The sequence below is a fragment of the Streptomyces sp. NPDC055103 genome (assembly GCF_053607625.1).
The window spans coordinates 181,510-200,152 of sequence record NZ_JBSGTX010000002.1 but is presented as its reverse complement, the minus strand read 5'-3'; the positions used below and the strand labels follow the sequence as shown (position 1 = coordinate 200,152).

General features: G+C 70.5%; 18 protein-coding genes and 1 pseudogene. 15 read left to right on the top strand and 4 right to left on the bottom strand.

Annotation, left to right across the window (positions count from 1 at the left end; all coding sequences use genetic code 11):
• Positions 1-2: 2 nt before the first annotated feature.
• Complete coding sequence (locus ACWFR1_RS02930) at positions 3-602, top strand: hypothetical protein (protein ID WP_453545725.1); 600 nt, start codon at positions 3-5, stop codon at positions 600-602.
• A 3-nt stretch (positions 603-605) separates the two neighbouring features.
• On the opposite strand, the pseudogene ACWFR1_RS02925 reads toward ACWFR1_RS02930, so the two are convergent.
• Positions 606-713: pseudogene (locus tag ACWFR1_RS02925) on the bottom strand (SigE family RNA polymerase sigma factor); the annotation flags it as partial.
• A gap of 85 nt (positions 714-798) precedes the next feature.
• Between ACWFR1_RS02925 and ACWFR1_RS02920 the strand changes: the two are divergent.
• Entirely contained in the window at positions 799-1,491 is a 693-nt protein-coding gene (locus tag ACWFR1_RS02920) for a demethylmenaquinone methyltransferase (RefSeq protein WP_453545723.1), read from the top strand.
• Positions 1,492-1,510: 19 nt separating this feature from the next.
• On the opposite strand, the gene ACWFR1_RS02915 is transcribed toward ACWFR1_RS02920, so the two are convergent.
• Together ACWFR1_RS02915 and ACWFR1_RS02910 are read right to left on the bottom strand one after the other, a co-directional pair.
• A complete protein-coding gene (locus ACWFR1_RS02915; protein ID WP_453545721.1) occupies positions 1,511-2,956 on the bottom strand; it encodes a phosphodiester glycosidase family protein in 1,446 nt (481 codons plus the stop codon).
• Positions 2,947-3,684 (bottom strand): peptidase inhibitor family I36 protein, encoded by a 738-nt coding sequence (locus ACWFR1_RS02910; RefSeq protein ID WP_453545718.1) that lies wholly within the window; start codon positions 3,682-3,684, stop codon positions 2,947-2,949. The genes ACWFR1_RS02915 and ACWFR1_RS02910 overlap by 10 nt, the downstream gene beginning before the upstream one ends.
• A gap of 155 nt (positions 3,685-3,839) precedes the next feature.
• Between ACWFR1_RS02910 and ACWFR1_RS02905 the strand changes: the two genes are divergently transcribed.
• Positions 3,840-5,126, top strand: a complete 1,287-nt coding sequence (locus ACWFR1_RS02905; protein ID WP_359671378.1) for a geranylgeranyl reductase family protein — start codon at positions 3,840-3,842, stop codon at positions 5,124-5,126.
• Positions 5,127-5,408: 282 nt separating this feature from the next.
• Positions 5,409-6,329: a hypothetical protein gene (locus tag ACWFR1_RS02900; RefSeq protein WP_453545716.1), complete on the top strand. Its 921-nt coding sequence runs from the start codon at positions 5,409-5,411 to the stop codon at positions 6,327-6,329.
• Positions 6,330-6,452: 123 nt separating this feature from the next.
• On the opposite strand, the gene ACWFR1_RS02895 is transcribed toward ACWFR1_RS02900, so the two are convergent.
• Positions 6,453-7,361 (bottom strand): C40 family peptidase, encoded by a 909-nt coding sequence (locus tag ACWFR1_RS02895; RefSeq protein WP_453545714.1) that lies wholly within the window; start codon positions 7,359-7,361, stop codon positions 6,453-6,455.
• 660 nt (positions 7,362-8,021) lie between these two features.
• On the opposite strand from ACWFR1_RS02895, the gene ACWFR1_RS02890 reads away from it, so the two are divergent.
• The 11 genes from ACWFR1_RS02890 to nuoK are packed head-to-tail and all read left to right on the top strand — an operon-like array spanning position 8,022 to position 18,642.
• A complete protein-coding gene (locus ACWFR1_RS02890) occupies positions 8,022-8,381 on the top strand; it encodes an NADH-quinone oxidoreductase subunit A (RefSeq protein WP_019888619.1) in 360 nt (119 codons plus the stop codon).
• Between the two features lie 17 nt (positions 8,382-8,398).
• Positions 8,399-8,953 carry a NuoB/complex I 20 kDa subunit family protein gene (locus ACWFR1_RS02885; RefSeq protein ID WP_024756031.1) on the top strand — a complete coding sequence of 185 codons (555 nt, stop codon included), beginning with the start codon at positions 8,399-8,401 and terminating at the stop codon, positions 8,951-8,953.
• Positions 8,950-9,681: an NADH-quinone oxidoreductase subunit C gene (locus ACWFR1_RS02880; protein ID WP_453545712.1), complete on the top strand. Its 732-nt coding sequence runs from the start codon at positions 8,950-8,952 to the stop codon at positions 9,679-9,681. The genes ACWFR1_RS02885 and ACWFR1_RS02880 overlap by 4 nt, the downstream gene beginning before the upstream one ends.
• Positions 9,678-11,000: an NADH-quinone oxidoreductase subunit D gene (locus tag ACWFR1_RS02875; RefSeq protein WP_453545710.1), complete on the top strand. Its 1,323-nt coding sequence runs from the start codon at positions 9,678-9,680 to the stop codon at positions 10,998-11,000. Before ACWFR1_RS02880 ends, ACWFR1_RS02875 begins: the two co-directional genes overlap by 4 nt.
• Positions 10,997-11,737 (top strand): NADH-quinone oxidoreductase subunit NuoE, encoded by a 741-nt coding sequence (nuoE, locus tag ACWFR1_RS02870; RefSeq protein WP_453545708.1) that lies wholly within the window; start codon positions 10,997-10,999, stop codon positions 11,735-11,737. Before ACWFR1_RS02875 ends, nuoE begins: the two co-directional genes overlap by 4 nt.
• On the top strand, positions 11,737-13,098 hold the full coding sequence (gene nuoF, locus ACWFR1_RS02865) for an NADH-quinone oxidoreductase subunit NuoF (RefSeq protein ID WP_453545706.1): 1,362 nt from the start codon (positions 11,737-11,739) through the stop codon (positions 13,096-13,098). Before nuoE ends, nuoF begins: the two co-directional genes overlap by 1 nt.
• A complete protein-coding gene (locus ACWFR1_RS02860; RefSeq protein ID WP_453545703.1) occupies positions 13,095-15,578 on the top strand; it encodes an NADH-quinone oxidoreductase subunit G in 2,484 nt (827 codons plus the stop codon). The genes nuoF and ACWFR1_RS02860 overlap by 4 nt, the downstream gene beginning before the upstream one ends.
• Positions 15,575-16,936: an NADH-quinone oxidoreductase subunit NuoH gene (gene nuoH / locus ACWFR1_RS02855; protein WP_453545701.1), complete on the top strand. Its 1,362-nt coding sequence runs from the start codon at positions 15,575-15,577 to the stop codon at positions 16,934-16,936. The genes ACWFR1_RS02860 and nuoH overlap by 4 nt, the downstream gene beginning before the upstream one ends.
• A complete protein-coding gene (nuoI, locus tag ACWFR1_RS02850; RefSeq protein WP_453545699.1) occupies positions 16,929-17,507 on the top strand; it encodes an NADH-quinone oxidoreductase subunit NuoI in 579 nt (192 codons plus the stop codon). The genes nuoH and nuoI overlap by 8 nt, the downstream gene beginning before the upstream one ends.
• Positions 17,504-18,346 (top strand): NADH-quinone oxidoreductase subunit J, encoded by an 843-nt coding sequence (locus tag ACWFR1_RS02845; protein WP_453545697.1) that lies wholly within the window; start codon positions 17,504-17,506, stop codon positions 18,344-18,346. The genes nuoI and ACWFR1_RS02845 overlap by 4 nt, the downstream gene beginning before the upstream one ends.
• Positions 18,343-18,642: an NADH-quinone oxidoreductase subunit NuoK gene (gene nuoK / locus ACWFR1_RS02840; protein WP_017239464.1), complete on the top strand. Its 300-nt coding sequence runs from the start codon at positions 18,343-18,345 to the stop codon at positions 18,640-18,642. The genes ACWFR1_RS02845 and nuoK overlap by 4 nt, the downstream gene beginning before the upstream one ends.
• The last annotated feature ends 1 nt before the right edge of the window (position 18,643 follow it).

The following is an 18,643-nucleotide window of genomic DNA, read 5'->3' as shown; positions in this document are numbered from 1 at the left end:
CCGTGCTGACGATCCACGTCGCCGAGGCGTCGCCCGAGACCGCCGTCCTCGTCGACGGCGCCCTCGTCGCGGCCGTCGGCCCGTACGAGGACCTGGCCGCCGTCAGGCCCGAGGCGCGGGTGCGGCGGTGGCCCGGCATCCTCACCCCCGGGCTGCTCAACCCGTTCGGGCCCGAGCTCCTTGAGGGGATGTACCACCCGGACCCCCGGGAGGCCGCGGGCTTCGGCACCGAGCCGATCACCGGGGAGCGGGCGCAGCGGATCTTCCGGATGGACGCGTCCCGGCGTGGTGCCTCCGCGCGCCGTGGTGTGCAGCGGCTCCTCGCGCACGGGACGGTCGCCGTCGCCGGCGAGCTGCGCGACCGGGCCGCGGTGGACGCCGTGCGCCGGGCCGGTCTGGCGATCGCCCGCCGCCCGGAGCGGCTCCCCGGCCCGCCGTCGTTCTCGCCGGCGCCGCTGGTGCTGCTGCCCGGACTGGTGCCGGGAGGCCCGGCCCGCTTCGCCGTCTTCGACGTCCCGGACCGGGCCGCCCTGGTCAGCGAGGGCGCGTCGACCTGTGTCGCGACGCTCCTCGGCGGCCGGCTGGTGTTCCGGCGGCAGTAGCCACCGGAACAGCTTGGCCGGCGTGGTCTGGGTCAGGTCGCGGGCGGTCTCGGCGTCGCCGCGGAGGAGGTACGCCGTGCGGTACAGCCGCTGCTGCCCGGCCCTTGTCATGTACCTCGCCCGTCCTTGAGTGCGCGCGCGGCCAAAAGGTCGAAGCGGTACGAGAAGGAATTCCCGCGGCTGCCACAATGGGCTGGTGACCCGAGCTTCCCTGGACAAGCAGCCGCACGAAGTCGCCTCGATGTTCGACGACGTGGCGGCGAACTACGACCTCACCAACGACGTGCTCTCTCTCGGCCAGGACCGGCGCTGGCGCAAGGAGGTCGCGAAGGCCGTCGACGCCCGCCCCGCGCAGAGGATCCTCGACCTCGCCGCGGGTACGGCCACGTCCTCGCAGCCCTTCGCCCGCGCGGGCGCGTACGTCGTGCCCTGCGACTTCTCGATCGGGATGCTCCAGGTCGGCAAGAAGCGCCACCCGTGGATGCCGTTCACGGCGGGCGACGGCACGAAGCTGCCCTTCCGTGACGACGTCTTCGACGCCGTCACCATCTCCTTCGGGCTGCGGAACATCCAGGACACCGAGCAGGCGCTGCGCGAGCTGTACCGGGTGACGAAGCCCGGCGGCCGGGTCGTCATCTCCGAGTTCTCGCACCCCACCTGGGCGCCGTTCCGCACGGTGTACGAGGAGTACCTGATGCGCGCCCTGCCGCCGGTGGCGCGCGCGGTCTCGTCCAACCCCGACGCGTACGTGTACCTGGCCGAGTCCATCCAGTCCTGGCCGGACCAGCCGACCCTGGCGGGCTTGCTCCAGAAGGCCGGCTGGTCGAAGGTGGCCTGGCGGAACCTGACCGGGGGGATCGTCGCGCTCCACCGGGGGTTCAAGGCCTGACGTTCAGGTCAGGTGTCGCCTACGGCTTCACGTACAGGCCGTAGCCGCCGACGCCGGTGTACACCGTGTCCGCCACGTCCCGGTGGACGAGCTGCCCGTCCTTGAGGTCCGTCGGCGGGGTGTGCACGTCGTAGCGGCCCGTCTGCAGGGTCGTGGAGCCGCCGCCGTCGAGGTTGAGGGCGTCGGTGATCCCGAGCTCGGGGGAGTCCAGGAGGCCGGCGAAGCTCTCCAGGTAGTCACCGTCCTCGTTGTCCTGCCCGGTGAGGGTGACGAGGACCGGACGGCCGTGGACGTTGGTGCCGAGCGCCGTGCGGGAGTCGGTGCAGATCAGCTTGGCGCCGTCCGCGCCCAGCTCCGTACCGCTGCACGAGTTGGGCAGTTCGAGGGGGACGCCGTCGTTGCGGAGCAGCGGGTGGAAGGAGCTGACGACGTCCACCGAGGCGTCCAGCGGGATGTACCGGTGCATGGTCTGGTCGTAGAGCTTCTGCTCGATGGTCACCGTGTCGTCGCGGACGAGCCGGTCGCGGAGCCACTGGGCCCCGCTGCCGACGCCCTGGATGACACGGCCGCCCTCGGGGACGAGGATGCCGCCGCGGCCCTCGTGGGCGTCGGTGACGACGCCGTGCGCGTCCACGACGACCTCGAAGCCCGGGTCGGTGGTGGCGGCGACGGTCGGGTCGGTGCCGGGCCGGGGGACGGGGATGCCGTAGTCGTCGGTGAACACGACGATCTCGTCCGGGTCGGTGTAGACGGGCGGGCTCGTGGTCACCACCTTGTCGTCCCCGTCGCGCGCGCAGTGCGGGGCGCGGCCGGGCGTCCGGTTGAAGTCGTCGATCGGTATGCCCTCGCCGTTGGACGCGATCAGCTTCAGCTCGGTGAGGAGCTTGGTGACGTACGGGACGCCGTACTGGATGACCGCGCCGGAGCTGCCCTTGCCGAGGGTCCAGCAGCTGGAGCTGTGCACGGTGCCGTCGGTGACCGAGACGCCGGAGTGCGCGACGGTCTTCTCGGCGCCGACTCCGGCGGGTTCCCGCTGGAACAGGCCGCCGTTGACGCCCGCCCACGGGTGGCGGGTCGTGACGGAGGTGACCTTGTCGAGCTGCTCGGTGAGCGTCTCGGCGGTGGAGTCGTTCGTACCGATCGCGCTCTCCAGGGTGAGCGCCCCTGCGGTGGGGTCGATCTCGACGACCTGGAGGATGCGGGCCTTGGTGCGGTTGGAGGCGGTGCGGAGGCCCCCTCCTTCGACCTGCTTCATCGGCTCGGTCCAGGTGGTGCGGGTGACGCCGGGCGCGACCGTGACGGCGGGTGCCTTGGCCCACTCGGCGAGCGGAGCCGGGAGCGGTTCGTAAGGGACGTCGCCGGTGCCGGAGGCGGGCGAGGTGAGGGCGAGGACCGCGCCGAGCGCGGCGGCGACGGCCACCCAGGGGCGGCGGTTCGTGGTGAGGCGCGGCCTGGTCACTGGCATTCAACCGTTCCGTTGACGAGCTCGTGCGAGCGGAAGGTGCCGGAGAACGGCGCCGGGATGGTGGTGCTGTCGCCGCGGAGGACGACGTACGCGCCGAACTTCTTCACGCCCGTCGAGTCCGCCGGGTCGGCCCAGGTGCCGGTGTACGTCGGTTCGGGGTAGAAGCAGACGTGCTTCGTGGTCCGGTTCCAGGCGGACCTGGGCGCGGGCCCGGTGCCGTAGCTGTTGCCGTAGTTCTGGGTGGCGGGGTCGGTCGCCGGGCGGTGGACGGTCGTCGCGCCCCGGCCGTTGGGCTCCGTGAAGGTGCAGACCCGGTTGTCGGGGCAGCGCTCGTAACCGGTGAAGCAGAGGGCGCTGGTGGGCACGAGCTTGTACGAGGCGACGACCCAGGGGACGCCGTCGGTCACGAGCTCGCCCGAGCTGTTCGGCCGGACGGTGTGGAGCGAGCCGCCGTACTGGGCGCCGTTGTAGAGGCAGGCCCACAGCGGGGTGTTGTTCTTCGCGGAGAGGGGGGTGCCGGTGTGGTTCTCGTCCTTGCCGTCCGCGGCGATGGTCGTGCGGGTGCCGGAGCCCGCGGAGCCGGTGTAGAGGCAGAACTGTTCCTGCGGGCAGTCGTCGAAGGGGAGGGGGTCGGCGCTCGCGGGCAGCACGAGGAACGCCGAGCAGAGGACTGCGAGGACGGCGGTGATCAGCCAGCCCCGTCGTATGTCGGTACGGAAGTCGGTCACGGATGATCATCGTGCCATCACGTTCGGCAAAGGGGAACAGATGTTCACCCTGGGGGGAAGCGGTGGGGTGACCCTCCGCTCCCGGCGCGACCGCCCCCCATAGACTGCGATACGTCGCCAACGCCCTCATCGTCGAACTTCCGGGAGACTCCGCCGTGACCGAGCAGCCCCTCTCCGAGCACACCGCAGATGTGATCGTCGTCGGGGCGGGCCCGGCCGGCTCCACCACCGCGTACTACCTGGCCAAGGCCGGACTCGACGTCCTGCTCCTGGAGAAGACCGCGTTCCCCCGCGAGAAGGTCTGCGGCGACGGCCTCACCCCCCGCGCCACCAAGCAGCTCGTCTCCATGGGCATCGACATCTCCGAAGAGGCCGGCTGGCTGCGGAACAAGGGCCTGCGGATCATCGGCGGCGGCGTCCGCCTGGAGCTCGACTGGCCGGAACTCGCCTCGTACCCGGACTACGGACTCGTCCGCAAGCGCGACGACTTCGACGAGCAGCTCGCCCGCCAGGCGCAGAAGGCCGGCGCCCGGCTGTACGAGCGCTGCAACGTCGGCGCCCCGATCGTCGACGACCGCACCGGCCGCATCACCGGCGTCCACGCCAAGCTCGGCGACGAGAAGCGCGAGGTCACCTTCCACGCCCCGCTCGTCGTCGCCGCCGACGGCAACTCCACCCGGCTCTCCCTCGCCATGGGCCTGCACCGCCGCGAGGACCGGCCGATGGGCGTCGCCGTCCGCACGTACTTCACCTCGCCCCGCCACGACGACGACTACCTGGAGTCCTGGCTCGAGCTGTGGGACCGGCGCGGCCCGCAGGACCGGCTGCTCCCCGGCTACGGCTGGATCTTCGGCATGGGCGACGGCACGTCCAACGTCGGCCTCGGCATCCTCAACTCCTCCTCCGCCTTCCGCGAGCTGGACTGGCGCGAGGTCCTCAAGGCCTGGTGCGCCTCGATGCCGGAGGACTGGGGCTACACCCCGGAGAACATGACGACGCCGATCCGCGGCGCCGCCCTCCCGATGGCCTTCAACCGCCAGCCGCACTACACGAAGGGCCTGCTGCTCGTCGGCGACGCGGGCGGGATGGTCAATCCGTTCAACGGCGAGGGCATCGCGTACGCCATGGAGTCCGGCCAGATCGCGGCCGACGTCATCGTCCAGGCCCACGCCCGGACGACCCCCGCCCAGCGCGAACTGGCCCTGCGGAACTACCCGCAGGTCCTCAAGGACACCTACGGCGGCTACTACACGCTCGGCCGCGCCTTCGTGAAGCTCATCGGCAACCCGAAGGTCATGAAGATCGCGACCCAGCGCGGCCTGACCCACCCGCTCCTGATGAAGTTCACCCTCAAGATGCTGGCGAACCTCACGGACCCGACGGGCGGCGACGCGATGGACCGCATCATCAACGGCCTCTCGAAGGTCGCGCCGAAGGCCTGAGCGTACGAGGGTCGCCCACGGAGACGATGTCGCGCTCCAGCCAGGGGCTGCTGGACAGACGTACCGACTGGGAGACGCTGCCGCCGGTGTAGCCGAGGAAGGCCCAGATGGCGTCGCCGACGGTGCCGAGCATGTCCGGCTTGCGGTCGCCGTCGATGTCTCCGACGGAGACGATCTGGCTGAGGTCCGCGGGGTTCGGGGACCCTGCGGGCAGCAGCAGCTCCGTGCGGCGGTCGACGTCGATCGGTGTCGTACGTTCGCGGCGGGAGCGAAGGAGAAGCGATGCCGGACGCCGAGAACGACATGGACGCCGTCGACCCCTGGGACGCGCCGGGGCCACTGGAGCCCCGTGTGCTCCCCGAGGGCGCCCAGGCCGACCTGGTGGCCGCCGCGCTGCTGATGCTGCGCCGGTACTGCGCCCTGCTCGAACCGCCGGCCCCCTCACCCTGGTACGGGACGGTACGTGACGGAATGTCCCGGGCCCACGGCATGGCCGGCGCCATGCTCCGGTTCGGATACGGGGAGGGCGAGGACGAGGTCGAGCCCTACCAGGTCGGTTTCGCCCGGCAGGACCTCGCCGACGCGCTCGACGACATCACCGGTGGCTCCGCTCCCCGGGAGGAGACCGTCGAGAGGATCCTGGAACTGGCCAGGAGCGTGTACGACTTCGTGGCCGCCCCCGGGGACGCCTCGCTGTTCGAGACCGCCCGCGCACTCGCCGACCGGCTGGCGGGCGGGGCGGAGGAACCCACGCTGCGGGCCCGCGACCTCGCGGACCTGGCCGCCGCGCGGGAGGCGGGCCGGGCGCCCGACACCGCGGCCATGGCGGCGCGCGACGAGGCGTACGCGCAGGCCTTCGCCGACCGGGTCACGGACGAGCTGCGGGCCCGCGGTCACCGCTTCGGCACCGTGCTGACCGGCGTGCCGGTCCCCGTCTCCGAGACCGGGCTCGATCTGGTTCGGGAGATCGTCGCGGCGATGGCCTCCCGCTTCGGGATCGGCGAAGAGGAGGCGGCGGCCCGGGTCGTGGGCTATTTCTCCGGCTGGGACCTCACCGACGAGTCGGACGCCGGAGCCCTCGACTACATCGGGCATCAGACGCCCGAGGAGTGGGCCGGCAGCATCTGTCTGGGACTGGAGTTCCACGAGGTCCAGCCGGACGCCGACCTCAGCGGCCGTGAGCCGCGACCGCTGCCGGAGTAGCCCGAAGGGCCGTCTCTCCCCCGAGGAGTGACGGCCCTTCGTCATGCGTGCTGCGTCAAGCGTGCTGCGTCAAGCGTGCTGCGTGCTGCGTGCCGCGTCATGCGTGCCGCGTGCGGCGAGGGATCAGAGGATCCGGACGGCGCCCGACGGGGTGTCCCAGTCGAGGGAGCGCTCGACGACGCCCGTGGACGGGTTCTGCGCGCCGACGTACATGCCGCCACCGACGTAGATCGCGACGTGGTACGAGCCACTGCGGCTGCCCCAGTACAGGACGTCGCCCGGCTGGAGGTTGCTCAGCGAGACGGACGTGCCGCGGCTCGACTGGTCGCCGGAGATGCGGGGCAGGTCGATGCCGGCCGCGCGGTAGGCGGCCTGGACGAGGCCGGAGCAGTCCCAGGAGTTGGGGCCGGTGCCGCCCCTGACGTACGCGTCGCCGACCTGGGCGCGCGCGAAGGCCACGATCGCGGCGGCGGAGCCGGAGGGGGCCTGCGTCTCGCTGCTGCTTCCGGTGCTCGTGGAGGAGCCGGTGGAGCCGCCGTCCGAGGAGCTGGAGCCCGAAGAGCTGTCGCTCGCGGAGGTGGTGGAGAGCTGGGTGCGCGCACGGTCGCGGGAGGCGCGCTCCTCGGCGTCCTTGCGCTCCTGCTCGGCCTTCGCCTTGGCCTCGGCCTCGGCGCGGGCCTTCTCGGCGCGCTCGGCCTCGGCCTTGCGGTCCGCCTCGGCCTTGGCCTTCTTGGCCTCCTTGGCCGCCTTCTGCAGGGCCGCGTTCTCCTGGGTCTCCAGGTTCTGGTCGAGGGCCTCCTGCTGGGACGCCTCGGCCGAGGCGGCGACAGCGCTCGCCAGGCCCGCGGTGTCGAGGGACCCGAGCGTGGGCATTTCGATGGTCTCGGTCACCGGCTCGGCAGACGCCGGCCCGGCAGCACCGGCCACCGCGATGGTGCCGAGGACGCCACCGGCAACTCCGGCTCGGAGCGCGAGCTTCGAGGCGCTGCGGCGGGGCTTCCGGTGGCTGGGTATGTGAGCGGTGTGGGACATGGGAACAACCGCTATCAGGGCTTGGTGGTTCCCTTCAAGAAACGTGGTCTGCGCCACAGTTGCCCAGGGAGCCGCCGAATCCGCTTCCCCGGCACCCTTATTGACGCCGTAACGGGCAAATCGGGCATGGCTCATCGCGCCCTTGATCATGTGTTTTCAATAAAACGTCCGAATTGCCCGTCGCTTACCACCTCTTCACCTCAGTGGCCAAGCCCCGCTTTCCCGGGCGTCCATGGCGCGTGACGCAGGTCACACGTGGGCTCGTGAAAGCGCGCACGCGTCCACCTCCGTACGCGAGACCCCCCGACCGGGCGATGCGGCCTTCCTTTATCACCGCCGCCCGTCCATCGCCAATTTGCCTGTATAGACCATGGCTTGATAGAGCGACACCCCCTCCGAGCAGCGACTTCCGGTACGGATGTCACATCTGGTGATCACCTGGGCGCTTCGCGCAACAAGATCACTGCTCATCCGGCTTCATGATCCTTCGTCAGGTGGTGGAGATCACAAACTCCTTGCTGTACCCCGTGTCGCAGATCACAGAGGGGCGGGCATAGGATGCGGGGCAGCCGGGCTTGTGAACTGCCTCACATGGGGGCGATCTTTCACGGTCCGGTCGTGCGATCCAACGGTCAAGGACGACTGGAAGGAGCGAGGAGCGTGAATGCGTACGCGCCCGTCCTCGTGCTCGGTGCCCTGGGTGCGGGGTTTGCGATCTTCTCCGTGGTCATGGCCACGCTTATCGGGCCAAAGCGGTACAACAGGGCAAAACTTGAGGCGTACGAGTGCGGCATCGAGCCGACACCCACGCCCGCCGGAGGCGGCCGCTTCCCGATCAAGTACTACCTGACGGCGATGCTCTTCATCGTCTTCGACATCGAGATCGTCTTCCTCTACCCCTGGGCCGTCACCTTCGACGCCCTGGGGCTTTTCGGGCTCGTGGAGATGCTGCTCTTCGTGCTCACCGTCTTCGTCGCCTACGCCTACGTGTGGCGTCGCGGCGGCCTGGAATGGGACTGAGGGGCTGAGGGGCACCTATGGGACTCGAAGAGAAACTCCCGAGCGGCTTTCTGCTGACGACGGTCGAACAGGCCGCGGGCTGGGTGCGCAAGGCGTCCGTGTTCCCCGCGACGTTCGGCCTCGCCTGCTGCGCCATCGAGATGATGACCACCGGCGCCGGCCGGTACGACCTGGCCCGCTTCGGCATGGAGGTCTTCCGCGGCTCACCGCGCCAGGCCGACCTCATGATCGTCGCCGGCCGCGTCAGCCAGAAGATGGCGCCCGTGCTGCGGCAGGTCTACGACCAGATGCCGAACCCCAAGTGGGTCATCTCCATGGGCGTCTGCGCCTCCTCGGGCGGCATGTTCAACAACTACGCGATCGTGCAGGGCGTCGACCACATCGTGCCCGTCGACATCTACCTGCCCGGCTGCCCGCCGCGGCCGGAGATGCTCCTCGACGCGATCCTCAAGCTCCACCAGAAGATCCAGACCTCCAAGCTCGGCGTGAACGCCGAGGAGGCGGCGCGCGAGGCGGAGGAGGCGGCGCTCAAGGCGCTGCCGACCATCGAATTGAAGGGTCTGCTCCGGTGAGTGACGAGACACCCAACCCCGAGAAGGAGCTGAGCGAGCAGAACCTGCCCGGCCAGCGCGGGGAGCACGGCGAGGAGATCCGCGTCCAGCGCGGCATGTTCGGAGCCCAGAGCGGCGCCGACACCTCCGGCTACAGCGGCCTCGTCCGCTCGATCCGCCTCCCCGGCCCGGCCAACCGCCCGTACGGCGGCTGGTTCGACGAGGTCGCCGACGAACTCGAGGGCGCGCTGGAGGAGCAGGGACTGCTCCCCGCCAACGCCATCGAGAGGACCGTCGTCGACCGCGACGAGCTCACGTTCCACATCGAGCGCGAGCACCTCGTCCGGGTCGCCAGGACCCTGCGCGACGACCCGGCGCTCCGCTTCGAGCTCTGCACCGGCGTCTCCGGTGTCCACTACCCGGGCGACAAGGGCCGCGAGCTGCACGCCGTCTACCACCTGCGCTCGCTCACCCACGGCAGGCTGATCCGCCTGGAGGTCTCGGCGCCCGACGCCGACCCGCGCATCCCGTCGCTCGTCGCCGTCTACCCGACGAACGACTGGCACGAGCGCGAGACGTACGACTTCTTCGGCATCGTCTTCGACGGCCACCCCGCCCTCACCCGGATCATGATGCCGGACGACTGGCAGGGCCACCCGCAGCGCAAGGACTACCCCCTCGGCGGCATCGCCGTCGAGTACAAGGGCGCCCAGATCCCGGCTCCGGACCAGCGGAGGTCGTACTCGTGAACACCCCGTCCGCCTCCCCCCGGGAGACCACAGAAGGCGCCGTCTACACGGTGACCGGCGGCGACTGGGAAGAGGTCGTCCAGTCCGCCGCCAAGGCCGACGACGAACGCATCATCGTCAACATGGGCCCGCAGCACCCGTCCACCCACGGCGTGCTCCGGCTCATCCTGGAGATCGACGGCGAGACCGTCACCGAGGCCCGCTGCGGCATCGGCTACCTCCACACCGGCATCGAGAAGAACCTCGAGTACCGGACCTGGACGCAGGGCACCACCTTCGTCACGCGCATGGACTACCTCACCTCGTTCTACAACGAGACGGCGTACTGCCTCGGCGTGGAGAAGCTCCTCGGCATCACCGAGGACATCCCGGACCGGGCGAGCATCATCCGCGTCCTGCTCATGGAGCTCAACAGGCTCTCCTCCCACCTGGTGTGCATCGCCACCGGCGGCATGGAGCTCGGCGCCACCACGATCATGATCTACGGCTTCCGGGACCGCGAGATGATCCTGGACCTGTACGAGCTGATCACCGGCCTGCGCATGAACCACGCGTTCATCCGCCCCGGCGGCCTCGCCCAGGACCTGCCGCCCGGCGCCGCCGACGCCGTGCGCGAGTTCGTGAAGACCATGAAGAAGAACCTGCCGGAGTACGACAAGCTCGCCACCGGCAACCCCATCTTCAAGGCCCGCATGCAGGACGTCGGCTACCTCGACCTCACCGGCTGCATGGCCCTCGGCGCCACCGGTCCGATCCTGCGCTCCGCGGGCCTCCCGCACGACCTGCGCAAGACCGACCCGTACTGCGGCTACGAGAACTACGAGTTCGACGTCCCGACCGCCGACACCTGCGACTCCTACGGACGCTTCCTCGTCCGCCTGGAGGAGATGCGGCAGTCCCTGCGGATCGTCGAGCAGTGCCTCGACCGGCTCGCGCCGGGACCGGTCATGGTCGGCGACAAGAAGATCGCCTGGCCCGCGCAGCTCGCGCTCGGCCCCGACGGCCTCGGTAACTCCCTCGACCACATCAAGAAGATCATGGGCACCTCCATGGAGGCCCTGATCCACCACTTCAAGCTGGTCACCGAGGGCTTCCGGGTCCCCGCGGGGCAGGCCTACGCGGCCGTCGAGTCGCCCAAGGGCGAGCTCGGCGTGCACGTCGTCTCCGACGGCGGCACCCGCCCCTTCCGGGTCCACTTCCGTGACCCGTCCTTCACCAACCTCCAGGCCATGGCCGCGATGTGCGAGGGCGGCCAGGTCGCCGACGTCATCGTCGCCGTCGCCTCCATCGACCCCGTGATGGGAGGCGTCGACCGATGACGGAGAACGTCAGCCTGGGGATGCCCCAGCTCCCCGCCCCCGCGTACCCCGCCGAGGTCCACGCGCGCCTGACCGAGGACGCGGAGGCGATCATCGCCCGCTACCCGGACTCCCGCTCCGCGCTCCTTCCGATGCTGCACCTCGTGCAGTCGGAGGAGGGCCACGTGACCCGTACCGGCATGCGGTTCTGCGCCGACCTCCTCGGCCTGACCACCGCCGAGGTCACCGCCGTCGCCACCTTCTACACGATGTACCGGCGCAAGCCCTCCGGCGACTACCAGGTCGGCGTCTGTACGAACACGCTCTGCGCGGTCATGGGCGGCGACGCCATCTTCGAGGAGCTGAAGCAGCACCTCGGCGTCGGCAACGACGAGACGACGGACGACGGCAAGATCACGCTCGAGCACATCGAGTGCAACGCGGCCTGCGACTTCGCACCCGTCGTGATGGTCAACTGGGAGTTCTTCGACAACCAGACCCCGGCGTCCGCCAAGAAGATGGTGGACGACCTGCGGGCCGGCCGGACCGTCGAACCCACCCGCGGCGCCCCGCTCTGCACCTTCAAGGAGACGGCCCGCATCCTCGCCGGCTTCCCCGACGAGCGCCCCGGCGCCGTCGAGGCCACCGGCGGAGCCGGCCCGGCCTCCCTCGTCGGCCTGCGCCTGGCGAAGGGCGAGGCCCCGCACCACCGAATCGTTCACCCGCGCGGTGAGTCAACCCGTCAGGAGGGGGAGTGATGACCTTGGCGGCCGAGATCGACAACAACAACAGCCCCGAGAAGCTTCTCGCCCCCGTCCTCTCCGCCTTCTGGGACCAGCCCGACTCCTGGACCCTGGAGACCTACGAGCGGCACGAGGGATACCAGGGCCTCAAGCGGGCCCTCGCGATGAGCCCCGACGACCTCATCGCGTACGTCAAGGAATCCGGGCTCCGCGGTCGCGGCGGCGCCGGCTTCCCCACCGGCATGAAGTGGCAGTTCATCCCGCAGGGCGACGGCAAGCCGCACTACCTCGTCGTCAACGCCGACGAGTCCGAGCCCGGCACCTGCAAGGACATCCCGCTCCTCTTCGCCAACCCGCACTCCCTCATCGAGGGAATGATCATCGCCTGCTACGCGATCCGCTCCGAGCACGCGTTCATCTACCTGCGCGGCGAGGTCGTGCCCGTCCTGCGCCGTCTGCACGAGGCGGTCCGCGAGGCGTACGCCGCCGGCTACCTCGGCCGGAACATCCTCGGCAGCGGACTGAACCTCGAACTCACCGTGCACGCCGGCGCCGGCGCGTACATCTGCGGCGAGGAGACCGCCCTCCTCGACTCGCTCGAAGGGCGCCGCGGCCAGCCCCGGCTGCGTCCGCCCTTCCCCGCGGTCGCCGGCCTGTACGCCTGCCCCACTGTCGTGAACAACGTCGAGTCCATCGCGTCCGTTCCCGCGATCCTCAACCGCGGCAAGGAATGGTTCACCTCGATGGGCAGCGAGAAGTCCCCGGGCTTCACGCTCTACTCGCTCAGCGGGCACGTCACCTCGCCCGGCCAGTACGAGGCCCCCCTCGGCATCACCCTGCGCCAGCTCCTCGACATGAGCGGCGGCATGCGGGCGGGCCACCGGCTCAAGTTCTGGACCCCCGGCGGCTCCTCCACCCCCATGTTCACCGAGGAGCACCTCGACGTGCCCCTCGACTACGAGGGCGTCGGCGCCGCCGGATCCATGCTCGGCACCAAGGCCCTCCAGTGCTTCGACGAGACCACCTGTGTCGTCCGGGCCGTCACCCGCTGGACCGAGTTCTACGCCCACGAGTCCTGCGGCAAGTGCACCCCCTGCCGCGAAGGCACGTACTGGCTGGTCCAGTTGCTCCGCGACATCGAGGCCGGCAAGGGCGTCATGGCCGACCTCGACAAGCTCAACGACATCGCCGACAACATCAACGGCAAGTCGTTCTGCGCCCTCGGCGACGGCGCCGCCTCGCCGATCTTCTCCTCGCTCAAGTACTTCCGCGCGGAGTACGAGCAGCACATCACGGGCAAGGGCTGCCCCTTCGACCCCGCCAGGTCGACCGTCTGGGCCGACCGGCGCGCAGACAACACGGAGGTGAACGCATGACAGTCACCACGTCTGCCCCCTCCGGGGGCGGCGAGGCGGCGCTCCCGCCCCAGGACCTCGTCACGCTGACCATCGACGGCGTCGAGATCTCCGTCCCCAAGGGGACGCTGGTCATCCGCGCCGCCGAACAGCTCGGCATCGAGATCCCGCGCTTCTGCGACCACCCGCTCCTCGACCCCGCCGGCGCCTGCCGCCAGTGCATCGTCGAGGTCGAGGGCCAGCGCAAGCCCATGGCCTCCTGCACCATCACCTGCACCGACGGCATGGTGGTGAAGTCGCAGCTGACCAGCCCGGTCGCCGAGAAGGCCCAGCACGGCGTGATGGAGCTGCTGCTCGTCAACCACCCGCTGGACTGCCCGGTCTGCGACAAGGGCGGCGAGTGCCCCCTGCAGAACCAGGCCATGTCCCACGGGCAGTCCGAGTCCCGCTTCGACGGCGTCAAGCGGACGTACGAGAAGCCGATCCCGATCTCCACCCAGGTGCTCCTCGACCGCGAGCGCTGCGTGCTCTGCGCCCGCTGCACCCGCTTCTCCAACCAGGTCGCGGGCGACCCGATGATCGAGCTGATCGAGCGCGGCGCGCTCCAGCAGGTCGGCACCGGCGAGGGCGACCCCTTCGAGTCGTACTTCTCCGGCAACACCATCCAGATCTGCCCGGTCGGCGCCCTCACCTCGGCCGCCTACCGCTTCCGCTCCCGCCCCTTCGACCTGGTCTCCTCGCCGTCCGTCTGCGAGCAGTGCGCCGGCGGCTGCGCCACCCGCACCGACCACCGGCGCGGCAAGGTCATGCGGCGGCTCGCCGCCGAGGACCCCGAGGTCAACGAGGAGTGGATCTGCGACAAGGGCCGCTTCGGCTTCCGGTACGCGCAGCAGCGCGACCGGCTCACCACCCCGCTCGTGCGGAACCAGGAGACCGGTGAGCTCGAAGCCGCCTCCTGGCCCGAGGCCCTGGAGGCCGCCGCACGCGGTCTCGTCCGCGGCCGCACCGGCGTCCTCGCCGGCGGCCGGCTGACCGTCGAGGACTCCTACGCGTACGCCAAGTTCGCCCGGGTCGCCCTCGACACCAACGACATCGACTTCCGGGCCCGGGTCCACTCCGGCGAGGAGGCCGACTTCCTCGCCTCCGCCATCGCCGGACGCGGCCGCGACCTGGACGGCAAGGGCGTCACGTACACCTCGCTCGAAGCCGCCCCGGCGGTGCTCCTCGTCGGCCTGGAGTCCGAGGAGGAGGCCCCCGGCGTCTTCCTGCGGCTCCGCAAGGCCTGGCGCAAGCACGGGCAGAAGACGTACGCCATCGCCTCCCACGCCACCCGCGGCCTGGAGAAGTCGGGCGGCACCCTGCTGCCCGCCGCCCCCGGCACCGAGACCGAGTGGCTCGACGCCCTCACCTCCCGGGTCAGCCTCGAAGGCGACGGACTCGCCGCCGCCGAGGCCCTCCGCCAGGACGGCTCCGTCATCGCCGTCGGCGAGCGCCTCGCGGGCGTGCCCGGCGCGCTCACCGCCGCCCTGCGCGCGTCGGCCGCCACCGGCGCCCGGCTCGTCTGGATCCCGCGCCGCGCCGGAGAGCGCGGAGCGGTCGAGGCGGGCGCGATCCCGACGCTGCTGCCCGGCGGCCGGCCCGCGACGGACCCGCGCGCGCGGGAGGAGGTCGCCGCCGCCTGGGGCGTCCGCGAACTCCCGCACCGCTACGGCCGCGACACCGGCCAGATCGTGGAGGCCGCGGCCACCGGCGAACTCGGCGCCCTGCTCGTCGCCGGCGTCGAGGTCGCCGACCTGCCCGACCCGGCACGCGCGCGTGAAGCACTCGACGCGGCCTTCGTGGTCTCCCTGGAGCTGCGGCCCGGCGAGGTCACCGACCGCGCCGACGTCGTCCTCCCGGTCGCCGCGGTCGCCGAGAAGTCCGGCACCTTCCTCAACTGGGAGGGCAGGGCACGCCTCTTCGAGGCCGCGCTCAAGCCCGAGCAGATGACCAGGCCGCTCGCCCCGACCGACGCGCGCGTGCTCCACATGCTCGCCGACGCCATGGACGCCCATCTGGCCCTGCCCGACCTGCGGTCCGCGCGACGGGAGCTGGACCGACTCGGCCGCTGGACCGAGGAGCGGGCCTCCGAGCCCGCCGAGCCCGGCCAGGCCGCGCCCCGGCCCGGCGACGGCGAGGCCGTCCTCGCCGGACACCGGCTCCTCCTCGACCTCGGCCGCCTCCAGGAGGGCGACACCGCCCTGGCCGGCACCCGTCACGCGGCGGTCGCCCGGCTCTCGGCCGCCACCGCCGCCGACACCGGCGTCAAGGACGGCGACACCCTGGAGGTCACCGGCCCCGCCGGCTCGGTCGCCTTCCCGCTCCAGGTCACCGAGATGCCCGACCGCGTGGTCTGGCTCCCGCTGAACTCGACCGGCGGCGGCGTCTACTCCGACACCGGAGCCCACCCCGGCGACCTGGTCCGCATCGGCGCGGCCACCACGACGGAGGTCCAGGTATGAACACCCTCCTCGCCGCCGAAGACCTGTCCATGTTCGGCACGGACCCCTGGTGGCTCGTCCTGATCAAGGCCGTCTTCTGCTTCGCCTTCCTGATGGTGACCGTGCTCTTCTCCATCGTGTGGGAGCGCAAGGTCGTCGCCTGGATGCAGCTGCGCATCGGCCCCAACCGGCACGGCCCCTGGGGCATGCTCCAGTCCCTCGCGGACGGCATCAAGCTGATGCTGAAAGAGGACGTGATCGTCAAGAAGGCCGACAAGGTCGTCTACGTCCTCGCCCCGATCATCGCCGCCATCCCGGCGTTCATGGCGATCGCCGTGATCCCCTTCGGGCCCGCCGGCAACGAGGTGTCGATCTTCGGCCACCGCACGGCGATGCAGCTCACCGACCTGCCGATCGCGATGCTGTACGTCCTCGCGGTCGCCTCCGTCGGCATCTACGGCATCGTCCTCGCCGGCTGGTCCTCCGGCTCCACGTACCCGCTCCTCGGCGGCCTGCGGTCCTGCGCCCAGATGATCTCGTACGAGATCGCCATGGGCGCGGCCTTCGCCTCCGTCTTCCTCTACTCCGGGTCGATGTCGACCTCGGCGATCGTCGAGGCGCAGGCGGACCGCTGGTTCGTCATCCTGCTGCCGGTCTCGTTCATCATCTACATCGTCACGATGGTCGGCGAGACGAACCGTGCCCCCTTCGACATGCCGGAGTCCGAGGGCGACCTCGTCGGCGGCTTCAACACCGAGTACTCGTCCATCAAGTTCGCGATGTTCATGCTCGCCGAGTACGTGAACATGGTGACGGTCTCGGCCGTGTCGGTGACGCTCTTCCTGGGCGGCTGGCGGGCCCCGTACCCGGTCTCCACCTTCTGGGAGGGCGCGAACCACGGCTGGTGGCCGATGCTCTGGTTCGTCCTCAAGGTGCAGCTGCTCCTCTTCTTCTTCATCTGGCTCCGCGGCACCCTGCCCCGCGTCCGCTACGACCAGCTGATGAAGCTCGGGTGGAAGGTCCTCATCCCGGTCTCCGTGGTCTGGCTCATGCTCGTCGCCACCGTCCGGGCCCTGCGGAACGAGAACATCGCGTTCTCCAACATCGTGCTGTACGTGGCCGGTGCCGTCCTCGGACTGCTGCTGCTGTCCTTCCTCTTCGACACCTTCCGCGACAGGAAGGCGAAGGCCGGGGCGGAGCCCTCCGAGGCGGCGCGGACCTTCGACCCGATGGCCGGAGGCTTCCCCGTACCGCCCAAGCCCGGACAGTCCCTGCCGCCCGTGCCACGGCGCAGGCGGCGCCAAGACGGGGACCTCGTTGTCAGTGGCGCCTCCGATACTGCTACTGCGAGTGAGCGAAAGGAGACGGACGGTGTCTGACTTCGAGAATCCGGTGGCCGGCTTCGGCGTGACCTTCAAGGCCATGTTCAAGAAGCGGCTGACCGAGCAGTACCCGGAGCAGCCGAAGACGACGGCGCCCCGCTTCCACGGCCGGCACCAGCTCAACCGTCACCCCGACGGCCTGGAGAAGTGCGTCGGCTGCGAGCTGTGCGCCTGGGCCTGTCCCGCCGACGCGATCTACGTCGAGGGCGCGGACAACACCGACGAGGAGCGCTACTCGCCCGGCGAGCGGTACGGCCGCGTCTACCAGATCAACTACGCCCGCTGCATCCTGTGCGGGCTGTGCATCGAGGCCTGCCCCACGCGCGCGCTGACGATGACCAACGAGTTCGAACTGGCCGACTCCTCCCGCGAGAACCTGATCTACACCAAGGAGCAGCTCCTCGCGGGCCTTGAGGACACCATGGTCGACACCCCGCACGCGATCTTCCCGGGGATGACCGAGCAGGACTACTACCGGGGCCTCGTCACCGAGGTCGCACCCGGGACCGTCCCGCAGGTGGCCGTCTCCAAGGGCGAGAAGGGCGAGCCGGAGGGGGCGGACGCATGAGCGCGAACCTCGCGGCGGCAGCCACTCTTTCCGCTGGGACGTCGGGTGGTGAGGCCTTCCAGTTCTGGGTCCTCGGCACCGTCGCCCTCGTCGGCGCCCTCGCCACGATCCTGATGAAGAAGGCCATGCACAGCGCGCTGTCGCTGGCCGGCACGATGATCGTCCTGGCGGTCTTCTACCTCGCCAACGGCGCGTACTTCCTCGGTATCGTCCAGATCGTCGTCTACACCGGCGCGATCATGATGCTCTTCCTCTTCATCGTCATGCTGGTCGGCGTCACGGCCGCGGACTCGCTGAAGGAGACCATCAAGGGGCAGCGCTGGTGGGCCGCGGCCTGCGGCCTCGGCTTCGGCGTCCTGCTGGTCGCCGGCATCGGCCAGGCCTCGCTCACCGAGTTCAACGGCCTCGGCGCGGCCAACTCCGCGCGCGGCGGGAACGTCGAGGGCCTCGCCGCCCTCATCTTCACCAAGTACGTCTTCGCCTTCGAGATCACCGGCGCGCTCCTCATCACCGCCGCCGTCGGCGCGATGGTGCTCACCCACCGCGAGCGCACCGAGCGGGCCCGCACCCAGCGCGAGCTGTCCGAGCAGCGCGTACGCGAGGGCACGCACGTGCCGCCGCTGCCCGCGCCCGGCGTCTACGCCCGGCACAACGCCGTGGACGTCGCCGGTCTGCTGCCCGACGGCTCCCCGTCGGAGCTCACCGTCATGCAGACCCTGCGCAAGCGGGGCCAGATCCGGGACGTGTCCAGCGAGGCGCTGGCCGACCTCAAGGCCCTGGAGCAGCGCTCCGAGGAGCGGCTCGGCCGGGACCGGGACGAAGAGGAGGCCACTCGGTGAACCCCGTCAACTACCTGTATCTCGCGGCCCTGCTGTTCACCATCGGTGCGGCCGGGGTGCTGATCCGGCGCAACGCGATCGTGGTCTTCATGTGCGTCGAGCTGATGCTCAACGCCTGCAACCTCGCGTTCGTCACCTTCTCCCGCATGCACGGCAACCTCGACGGCCAGATCATCGCGTTCTTCACGATGGTCGTCGCCGCCGCGGAGGTCGTCGTCGGGCTCGCGATCATCGTGTCCGTCTTCCGTGCCCGCCACTCGGCCTCGGTCGACGACGCCAGCCTGATGAAGCTGTGAG

Bases quoted from the DNA above. Each gene is read 5' to 3' on its own strand.
- ACWFR1_RS02915 (WP_453545721.1), bottom strand. From the start codon at position 2,956: ATGCCAGTGACCAGGCCGCGCCTCACCACGAACCGCCGCCCCTGGGTG.
- ACWFR1_RS02845 (WP_453545697.1), top strand. From the start codon at position 17,504: ATGAGCGCGAACCTCGCGGCGGCAGCCACTCTTTCCGCTGGGACGTCG.
- ACWFR1_RS02885 (WP_024756031.1), top strand. From the start codon at position 8,399: ATGGGACTCGAAGAGAAACTCCCGAGCGGCTTTCTGCTGACGACGGTC.
- ACWFR1_RS02900 (WP_453545716.1), top strand. From the start codon at position 5,409: ATGCCGGACGCCGAGAACGACATGGACGCCGTCGACCCCTGGGACGCG.
- ACWFR1_RS02895 (WP_453545714.1), bottom strand. From the start codon at position 7,361: ATGTCCCACACCGCTCACATACCCAGCCACCGGAAGCCCCGCCGCAGC.
- nuoH (WP_453545701.1), top strand. From the start codon at position 15,575: ATGAACACCCTCCTCGCCGCCGAAGACCTGTCCATGTTCGGCACGGAC.
- nuoF (WP_453545706.1), top strand. From the start codon at position 11,737: ATGACCTTGGCGGCCGAGATCGACAACAACAACAGCCCCGAGAAGCTT.
- nuoE (WP_453545708.1), top strand. From the start codon at position 10,997: ATGACGGAGAACGTCAGCCTGGGGATGCCCCAGCTCCCCGCCCCCGCG.
- ACWFR1_RS02860 (WP_453545703.1), top strand. From the start codon at position 13,095: ATGACAGTCACCACGTCTGCCCCCTCCGGGGGCGGCGAGGCGGCGCTC.